This window comes from Aporhodopirellula aestuarii (assembly GCF_023701485.1).
Taxonomy (GTDB): domain Bacteria; phylum Planctomycetota; class Planctomycetia; order Pirellulales; family Pirellulaceae; genus Rhodopirellula; species Rhodopirellula aestuarii.
In genome coordinates this window covers 1-8746 of record NZ_JAMQBK010000106.1, presented here as the reverse complement: position 1 = coordinate 8746, position 8746 = coordinate 1, and the positions used below count along the sequence as shown (strand labels likewise).

At 56.5% G+C, this 8746-nt stretch carries 9 protein-coding genes; 2 read left to right on the top strand and 7 right to left on the bottom strand.

The window, feature by feature from the left end:
* Positions 1–66 precede the first annotated feature (66 nt).
* On the bottom strand, positions 67–570 hold the full coding sequence (locus tag NB063_RS30040) for a hypothetical protein (protein WP_250933135.1): 504 nt from the start codon (positions 568–570) through the stop codon (positions 67–69).
* 315 nt (positions 571–885) lie between these two features.
* On the opposite strand from NB063_RS30040, the gene NB063_RS30035 reads away from it, so the two are divergent.
* Positions 886–1917 (top strand): lipid-binding SYLF domain-containing protein, encoded by a 1032-nt coding sequence (locus tag NB063_RS30035; protein WP_250933133.1) that lies wholly within the window; start codon positions 886–888, stop codon positions 1915–1917.
* On the opposite strand, the gene NB063_RS30030 is transcribed toward NB063_RS30035, so the two are convergent.
* From NB063_RS30030 to coxB, 5 genes are read right to left on the bottom strand one after another with little or no spacing between them, the layout of a single operon-like run.
* Complete coding sequence (locus NB063_RS30030) at positions 1889–2992, bottom strand: c-type cytochrome (RefSeq protein WP_250933131.1); 1104 nt, start codon at positions 2990–2992, stop codon at positions 1889–1891. The two genes, NB063_RS30035 and NB063_RS30030, sit on opposite strands and share 29 nt — an antisense overlap.
* On the bottom strand, positions 2989–3681 hold the full coding sequence (locus tag NB063_RS30025; RefSeq protein ID WP_250933129.1) for a cytochrome c oxidase assembly protein: 693 nt from the start codon (positions 3679–3681) through the stop codon (positions 2989–2991). Before NB063_RS30025 ends, NB063_RS30030 begins: the two co-directional genes overlap by 4 nt.
* On the bottom strand, positions 3681–4040 hold the full coding sequence (locus tag NB063_RS30020) for a transmembrane prediction (protein WP_407652746.1): 360 nt from the start codon (positions 4038–4040) through the stop codon (positions 3681–3683). The genes NB063_RS30025 and NB063_RS30020 overlap by 1 nt, the downstream gene beginning before the upstream one ends.
* Positions 4041–4084: 44 nt before the next feature.
* Positions 4085–6583, bottom strand: a complete 2499-nt coding sequence (gene ctaD / locus NB063_RS30015; protein WP_250933125.1) for a cytochrome c oxidase subunit I — start codon at positions 6581–6583, stop codon at positions 4085–4087.
* Between the two features lie 15 nt (positions 6584–6598).
* Positions 6599–7522, bottom strand: a complete 924-nt coding sequence (gene coxB, locus NB063_RS30010) for a cytochrome c oxidase subunit II (protein WP_250933123.1) — start codon at positions 7520–7522, stop codon at positions 6599–6601.
* Between the two features lie 251 nt (positions 7523–7773).
* Between coxB and NB063_RS30005 the strand changes: the two genes are divergently transcribed.
* Entirely contained in the window at positions 7774–8259 is a 486-nt protein-coding gene (locus NB063_RS30005) for an MgtC/SapB family protein (RefSeq protein ID WP_250933121.1), read from the top strand.
* Positions 8260–8424: 165 nt separating this feature from the next.
* Here NB063_RS30005 and NB063_RS30000 read toward each other — a convergent pair whose 3' ends face one another.
* Positions 8425–8628, bottom strand: coding sequence for a hypothetical protein (locus NB063_RS30000; RefSeq protein ID WP_250933119.1), 204 nt, complete (start codon positions 8626–8628; stop codon positions 8425–8427).
* Positions 8629–8746: the final 118 nt, after the last annotated feature.

The window sequence follows — 8746 nt, the reverse complement described above, 5'->3', positions numbered from 1 at the left end:
CCGGTTCCTACGGCCAAATCGAGGCTGTCTGGTGGGAAGTGAATCAACGTCGTTTACAAAACCGCTCTAGCGTGGGAACAAGTCTTCCGGTGTGATCAGGGCTTGCTCGAACACCGGTTCTGTCGATTCGGAACTGGGACGCCCGCCATATTTTCGTGGCGGCTTTCCGGAACGTTGCCAGAGTTCGATTTGCTTGTCTTTCGCTTCGTCGAGACTCTCACCCATTTGCGACGCGTTTTGCCTCGCGTCGGCTAACAATCGCGACACTGTGCCCAGACGCGGATCGGCACGATTGGAGTTGAGGTTCGCAATCGACTCGAGCTGCGTTTGTGCGGCGAGCAGTTGTTGCTCGAGCTCAGCAACGCGATCGCCAGCATTCTCTACTTCGACGAGCGTTTCCTCGTCAAACTCGACACCGGCGAAAGACCGAATTCCGGCGTCTTGCAACACTTGCCGGACCGTCGTCGGGGTCAGTAGCAGGGCGAGCAAGGCGAGAACAAGAATCATTTCCCGGATTGCGGCCAGCGCGTCGCGGATCGATGCAAATTTTGTAGCAGCCGGATCAGACATTCTCTCGCAACTCCCGAGGATTTCGATGTTCAGTCTCTTCTATTTCGCTTAATTGAAGAGATAGCGTCCAGATCGATTTTCTTGCTGGCGTACTCGAATGTGCGAAAGCAATTGTCCCATGGATCATTGGGCAAACGGTGCCGAAATTCCCTCCCGATTCAGGCGGTATCGCGGTCGATCTCTCTTCTGCAGTTTGCCCAAAGGCAATAGACTGCACCGTTCATCCACGCGTGGTGGCCCATTTGTGGAGGATCGAGCTCGGGGAACGTCGGGCGAGCTGCAAAGGATTTTGATTCGTTAACGGAGTTATGTGAGATGCGTCGTTTTGTGTTGAGTGGAGCCGCCGGCATCTTGGTTTGGTCGCTCGGACTATCCGCTCAGGTCTCAGCCCAACTGGTCCAGGAGCAGACGGTTCAAGCCGCGGCTGTCGTCTTGAATGAGGTCTTGGTCGGGCCGCTGAGCAAAATCCCGCACGCGATGCTGAGTGACGCCCACGGCGTTGCGATTATTCCGAATGTGATCAAGGGCGGCTTTATCGTCGGGGCACGCCATGGACGCGGGTTGCTCTTCGTCCGGCGGGCTGACGGCGTCTGGCACGCGCCCGTCTTCGTCAACCTGACGGGTGGGAATTTGGGATGGCAAGCGGGCGTGCAGTCTTCCGACATTGTCCTGGTATTCAAGACCGAGCGGAGTGTTCAGAACATTCTGGCCGCGAAGCTAACGCTGGGGGCCGATGTGGCCGCGGCGGCGGGTCCGGTCGGACGTCAGGGGGCAGTTGCGACGGACGCCCATTTACAGGCTGAAATCTATTCCTATTCTCGTAGCCGCGGACTGTTCGCAGGTGTTTCGATCGACGGATCGGTGCTGCGTGTGGATCAGCTCGCAACCGGCGAATATTACCGCCCCGCCGTCCCGGGTGGCGCGGTGATCGTTCCGGAACTTGCCCAGCAACTGACGTACGCGGTCGCTTCGCTGGCGGGGGCCCCCGTCGACGTGATACCGACAACGGATACGGGAGCGTTGGCTCAGCGGATGGGAACGCAACGCACCGATGTCCTTCGAAACCAATTGGAACAGCTCGTTCCACAACTTGACGCCTTGCTTAACGAACAGTGGCGATCATATCTCGCTTTACCGCCGAGCCTTTTTGTCGGAGGGCCGCATCCCAGTCCCGAAGAGTTAGGCGAGACGATTGCACACTACCAATCCGTGGCAAGCGACGCCCGCTATCAGGACCTATCCTCTCAACCTGCCTTTCAATCGGTCTTCGGATTGTTGAAGCAATACCAAGCGGCGCTCTCCGCCGACGCTTCCACACTCAATCTCCCTCCGCCTCCGGCTCACTAATCATGTCTGCGGTGGAATAATAGAGTGCGAGTGCGTGCCGTTGGTCCGCGTCGAGTTTATCCGCGATCGGATGCATGAGATTGGCATTTTCCGATCCCCCTCGATGGCGCAGAGAAAACAACTCGAGTTGCCGCTCGAGGTACCAGCGTGACAGTCCCGCCAAGCGCGGATAATCATCGCTGTGTCGAGTCTCGCCGGGACCGTGGCAATCGACACACGAAGGGATTTTATCTTTCCGATCCCCCTGCGCGGCGAGGCGTTCTCCCGCACGGAACGTCGTCTCCTCTGCGTCACCATCGCTCTTCGATGAGGTTCGCTGCTGGCTCGCAAAATAACTCGCCAAGCCGTCAATCTCATCATCCGTCAAGCGATGCGCAACGGGCATCATGATCCCGCTGTTTCGTTCTCCCATTCGGTACGCGAGCAAAGATTCGCGTAGGTAACCTTCATTTTGCCCCGCTATCGTCGGTACTCGCTTACCTGCCCTGCCGTTGCCGTCGACGCCGTGGCAGGCGGCACAATGCTCGATGGCGAAATCTTGGATCGGCGAAACGTCCGGAAGGTCTTGATCATCCCAACGGACACGATCGAGGTAGGCGGCATTGTCCATCGTCGGCAGCGAACTCAAAAACGCGACCACCGGCCATATCTCATCGTCGCGCTTCTGGGTCGGCCACGCTGGCATGCCGGCGAACTTGATGCCGTGTTTGACGATGTAGAACAGTTCTCGCGGTTCCTTCTCAACAATCGAATCGTTCAACAATGGCGGCGTCGGAGTCATGCCTCGCGCCACGGGTGGTTGCCTTTCGCCAGGTTGGCCGTGACAAAAAACACAATTCGATTCATACGTGGCGGCTCCCAGCGTGATCATGCCAGGTTCGACTAACGCAGGAACGTCTATTCCGCGACTATGAAAGCCGACAGATCGGTCGCTGGCATAATCGAGCACCCACCGCGTGACGTCCCAATGACCGCTACTGGCGTTAACAGGAACGACACCACTGACCAATGCGGTGATACCGATGACTCCCAGCACCGCACCCAAAATCGCAAGTTCTTTCAATCGTCGTTTCATGTTTTTGTCCCCGGCGAGGAGCATGCCCTGACGCTCGATGCGTGGGGTATGCAATATCGTCTGCGCTCTGCGATTTCGGTCATTTGCCGGTTCCGTATCAAATCCCACGTCAGCGCAAGACCGCCCGCCAAAAAAGCGGCTCCCCCAACGACCAACATCACCGCCCCGCCAAGGTATTGGTCGGTCAGCGGATCAAGTCCACCAACGTGATGATGCGAGTACAGCAGACGCGGTGACATCGTCAGCAATGCGCCGAGCAAGGTCATGTGCATCGATGTCAATAACAAACCGATCACGCCCGCCGCACTCCGTGCCGGTACTCTTGGCGATTCACCTCCAAAGGCTGAAAGCCAAACCCAGACGCCCGCGGCAAGAAACATGGATTGCTCGATTACGAATCCCATGGTGGATCCCCTCGCGAAGTGGTGCAAGCCTGGCGAATGCCAAGCCCAAACGATGACAAGTTCACCGACGGATGCGGGTATCGCCGCAAACAACGCCGGCACCTTTTTTGCCGGGTCCAACCGCCTCCCCGCGGCGGCGATCGACAGCAACGGGGCAGCGACTGCGACGACGGCCATGTGCAGAGTCATGTGAGCGGCGAAGGACGAGCGAGCGAGTTCAGGCAACGGCCCGAGCCAAGCGAGCATCAAGACCAGCCAACCTAAATTCCAACTGATCACTTTCATCAATCACAACTCCGTACCAGCAAGAACACTAACACGGTGAACAACGTCGCGACGATACTGAGCAGGGATAGCAGATACGCGGTGAATCCCAGAAAAGGGGTCCGTTCGTGTGGATCATCGAAATCGTATGACACGGGCGGGTCACCTCGGCGAAAGCTACGAAAGCTCATCACCGAGACCACGATTAATCCGACCAACGCGATCACGCTGTAGACGCCAATGAGCCACCACAAAGGACTGTTTGCGCTGCCAGCCGATGCAAATTTCTCACACCAAATCGCGGCGGTGAGATAACACGCCAAAAAATGCACCGCCCAAATCGACGGCCCCAACGCGATCCACCACAATTGCTGCCTCATCGGCCGCGGTTCGGACTGCGCATGTCTCTCCATTGGCTTACTCATCACGACACCTTTGGAAAAAGTGCGATGACGGACCCTGTCACGGCCACGGTAAGCAGCAAGAAATGCCAACACAACGTGACGTTCACGATATCGGCGTCATGGCGAGCATCCATCCGTCCGGCCAGGCGCCTCGCCGCGCAGTAGACGAGCATGACGACTCCAACGCTGAGATGCACGACCGTCCACAGCACGAGCACACACACCGCCGCCGAATACGCATGGTGCGTCGGGTCCATGCCAGCAGTAATTGGCCCCCAGACCAGCGCTGCCGCACTACCGATCGCCAGCAACACACTCCCACCGATCATGCTGTAAAACCAACCGGACCGATCGGATCGATTGGACGACCTCGCCGCTATCACGGCGATCCACGCGACAACGCCCAGCCCGACAGATACTAGCGGCCATGCCGTCCCAGGACCGATGATTTCGCGCCCATCAAACTCCGCTGGTGGGAACTGTTCATGAACCGTCCAATAGAAAAAGTAACCGAACACCAATGAAACGAACGCGGTCATATCGCCCAGCATCGTGATGAACATTGCCCACCAACCCACTGCGCTCGGCCCAGACACGTAGATCGGCAGGCTTAGTCCCAGCCCTACGTCTTTGTTGTCTTTCTCGGGTATGAGTGCCGTCCCGGTCCACAACCAAATCAGAATCGTGATGAACGACAACGCTCCGCTAACACCGGCTGCGACCCACCAGTGATACGTTGAAAAGATAAACACCCCGCCAGTGAACAACGCTGCGAAGAATGTCAAAAATGTCGGTCCAGGCACACGAAGGCATTGCATCGGTTCGGCATCGACGGTGCTCGTGACCAACGTCTCCCGCAAACCTTCTTCCGCGTCAGGAAGATAGAACTTGCCATCATCGACATCCGACATCAGGTTATCTTGTTCCCAAAGCGGATAACGCGTTGAGATGATCGGAATAGAACGAATCCCCCATGGCCTATCGGGAACTTCAGCGATCCATTCCAACGTCCCCGCGTTCCAAATGTTGCGTTTGACAAGCGGTTGCCCGCCTTTCGGACGAACCAAGTCCCACAGCAGCACCACAAAACCCGCGCCGAGAACGAACGCACCAGCCGTTGAAATGAGATTAGGAATCTCAAACCCCATCCCACTCGGATACGTGTAAACGCGACGCGGCATCCCGATCAAGCCCGTCAGGTGCATCGGAAAGAAAGCGACGTTGAACCCGACCAGCATCAACCAGAACGTGATCATCCCGAGACGCTCTGAAAGTTGCTTGCCCGTCACGAACGGATAGTAGTAGTACAGTCCCGCAATGATTGGGAAAATCGTGCCGCCGACCAACACATAATGCAGGTGTCCGACGATGAAATAGGTGTCGTGTGCTTGATAGTCGAACGGAGCAATCGCGACCATCACGCCGGTCAGCCCGCCGATGATAAACGTGGCAAGCCCCGCGAGCACGAATAGCAAACAAACGCTCTTGGTAACGCGTCCGATCAACAGCGTTGCGATGAAACAAAAGATCTGCACACCCGTCGGAATCGCCACCGCTTCCGAGGCGGCCGAAAAAATGCCGATCGTGATTCCCGGCAATCCAGTTGTAAACATGTGGTGAACCCACAAGCCGAAGCTGAGGAATCCGGTTCCGACGGCCGCCAGTACAATCCAACCGTATCCCGCCATGGGCGTTCGCGCGAACGTAGGTACGATCATCGCCACCAGCGCGATCGACGGCAAGAAAACGATGTAGACTTCAGGGTGACCAAAGATCCAAAACAAATGTTGCCACAGCAACGGATCGCCGCCCCGATCGGCATCAAAGAAGGGCCAATCGAGGGCCCGCTCCAATTCCATCAATAAGTCACCCGCGATCAACGGCGGGAACGCAAACAAGATCATCACCGCGACGACGAGAATGTACCACGCATAGAGTGGTATTAGATTCAATCGCATCCCCGGTGGTCGACACTTGAGTGCGCCAACGATCAGTTCCACCGCCGCGGCGATCGATGCCACTTCGATAAACGATAAACCGAGCAACCAAATATCCGGCCCCACATCGGTTTGGTACTCGGTCGTCATCGGCGGATACATGAACCAGCCACCGCGTGGCCCGACACCGAAAAACAATGAACCGCAAACAAACACACCGCCGATCAAGAAACACCAAAACCCATACGCCGACAATCGAGGAAACGGCAAATCGCGAGCTCCCATCATCTGCGGCAATAACAGAATCGAAATGGCTTCCAAAATTGGAACCGCGAACAAAAACATCATCACGCTGCCGTGCATCGTGAAGACTTGGTTGTACTGTTCAGGCGTCAGCCAATCGTTTTCAGGAACCGCGAGCTGGATGCGTATAACGAGCGCGAGCACCCCACCAAAAAGAAAGAATGCGAACGCGGTGAGCGTGTACCACAATCCGACTTCCGAGTTATTGACTGCGGACCAATATCGCCAACCTTTTGGTGTTTCCCATGCTTTGAGCAGTCTCTCGCCACGTTCATCCATGACTTTCCTCAGCCGTCATCGCAGACTCCCTAGATAATCCACCAACGCGTCTAATTCGTCCGAGCTGATCGCTTCGAACGACGGCATCTCGACGCCGGGTTTCACTTCACATGTGTTCCGGATCCAGTGTTTCAGGTTGGCGGGTTCGTTGGGTAAGATCGCCGCACCAATGCTTCGTCGGCTTCCAACGTGAGTGAGATCGGGACCAACCACACCATCGGAGGACGTGCCCCGAATCGAATGACACGCTCCACATCCGCGGCCCGCAAAAACAGCGTGTCCCCGATGCGACTGACCTGCGGCGGGAGTTTGCAACTGCGATAACCATTTGTCAAATTCTTCGCGAGTTTCGACGATCACGTCGAACGACATCTGTGCATGCGCCGCACCGCAAAATTCGGCACACACGCCTCGGTAGTGACCCACCTTGGTCGGAAACAGTTTCAAGCGGTTTTCACGCCCCGGGATCATGTCCACCTTCCCTCCAATCGAAGGAATCCAGAACGTGTGGATCACGTCTTCGCTGGTAAGTTTGAACTCAACCGCCTCATTGACGGGTAGATGAATTTCATTCGCCGTTTCGATCCGATCACCGGTGGGTAATCGGTAGGTCACCCTCCACCACCATCGCACTCCCGCCACCTCGATCACTTGGCTTCCCTCGGGTGCGGGCCGCTGCAAGTCGGGCAACATCGCCAAGCCATAGCTCAACAGTCCGGTCAACACAATCGTGGGAAACACCGCCCCTCCCCCGATCACCAACAACCTCGTTTTGATCGCGTTGTGCCGCGTCGGTTGAAAGATTGCGTAGACTGCCAACCCGATCACGATCAACCAGATCACGGCTCCGCCGATGGTCATGGCATAGAACAGTTCGGCCACCTGCCTCGCGCCCTCGCCTGCATTCTCCAAAGTGGACTGAGAAGGCAGACGGTTCATTGGCGGCTTTGCCTTTCTATTCAGTGGTGAATTCTACGATCGGGAAACTTCGATGCTTGCCGCGTGAACGAAAGCTGTACTGGATCGTTTGTCCAATCGCGACGCCCAGGGCCAAGGATTCCCGTTGACGCCTTCTGGCATGCCGCAGGCGGCTCCAATGCTTCAGCCAACGCAACTTCTGTACCAGGTCCCCGGGCATGGAGTTTGCGGAAGGGACCAAACAACCATCCCTTCTCCACAGCATGGGCCACATGTTCCACGTCCACGATATCGATAACTTGATAACCGTCGTGATCGCTGCGGCGTGCGGCGGAATGTTAGGCTTGGAACGCGAGTTTGCGGGCAAGCCGGCAGGCTTGCGGACGCATATCTTCGTCTGTGCCGGCTCCGCATTGATGATGATCCTGGGGCAGGAGATCGTCGATCAGTTTCAACGGCAAGAGACCGACTCGGCCATCAGCACCGACCCGATACGCATCTTGCAAGCAATCGTTCTCGGCATCAGCTTCTTGGGGGCTGGAACGATCGTCCATCAAAAGCATGAGCAGGTCGAAGGACTGACCACCGCAGCCACGATTTTTGTCACCGCGGGGATCGGTGTCGCGGTCGCCGCCGACCGACTCAGCTTCGCGTTGACATTGACAGTATTGGCGACAGTCGTCTTGTTTTTGCTGAAAGGGATCGAAGACGCGATCGCCAATCTGAATCGCAAGCGCGGAGAAAACAACCGGCAATAAACAAACGCACCTGCTTTCATGCTTTGATCATCGGATTATTCAATCAGCCGCCGGCGCGATTCCTCAGAGTTCGGACGCAGTTCGCGACGTCTCCAATTGAGACTGCGATCTTAAAAACGCGCACAACCCGGTGGCTGACTTCCGATCGACCAGCCACCTGAGCGATTACCGTCCATCCAAAGTTTCCGGTTTGTCCCAAAAGTACGTCGGGAACAATACGGATCGCAATGAGGCGGACGCCAATGCAATCGCGATCGACGAGACGAGCGAGATTCCCAACGTGGCAAATAGGCTGGGGCTTGCCAGCGACGCTGCAAGGGTCGCTGTGGCATCGAACAGCAAAAATCCAGAACCGATGAGACGCGACATTCGATTTCCTTTGTGCTGACTTTTAAGGGGCGAATCGAACTGAACGGTCACTGCAAAAAAAGTGCCCCCGCAAACGAATGGGAGCTCGATTTTATTGTTGCGGGATTTCAATCTTAGC

Bases quoted from the DNA above. Each gene is read 5' to 3' on its own strand.
- NB063_RS30035 (WP_250933133.1), top strand. From the start codon at position 886: ATGCGTCGTTTTGTGTTGAGTGGAGCCGCCGGCATCTTGGTTTGGTCG.
- NB063_RS30005 (WP_250933121.1), top strand. From the start codon at position 7,774: ATGTTCCACGTCCACGATATCGATAACTTGATAACCGTCGTGATCGCT.
- ctaD (WP_250933125.1), bottom strand. From the start codon at position 6,583: ATGGATGAACGTGGCGAGAGACTGCTCAAAGCATGGGAAACACCAAAA.
- NB063_RS30020 (WP_407652746.1), bottom strand. From the start codon at position 4,040: ATGAGGCAGCAATTGTGGTGGATCGCGTTGGGGCCGTCGATTTGGGCG.
- NB063_RS30025 (WP_250933129.1), bottom strand. From the start codon at position 3,681: ATGAAAGTGATCAGTTGGAATTTAGGTTGGCTGGTCTTGATGCTCGCT.
- coxB (WP_250933123.1), bottom strand. From the start codon at position 7,522: ATGAACCGTCTGCCTTCTCAGTCCACTTTGGAGAATGCAGGCGAGGGC.
- NB063_RS30040 (WP_250933135.1), bottom strand. From the start codon at position 570: ATGTCTGATCCGGCTGCTACAAAATTTGCATCGATCCGCGACGCGCTG.
- NB063_RS30000 (WP_250933119.1), bottom strand. From the start codon at position 8,628: ATGTCGCGTCTCATCGGTTCTGGATTTTTGCTGTTCGATGCCACAGCG.
- NB063_RS30030 (WP_250933131.1), bottom strand. From the start codon at position 2,992: ATGAAACGACGATTGAAAGAACTTGCGATTTTGGGTGCGGTGCTGGGA.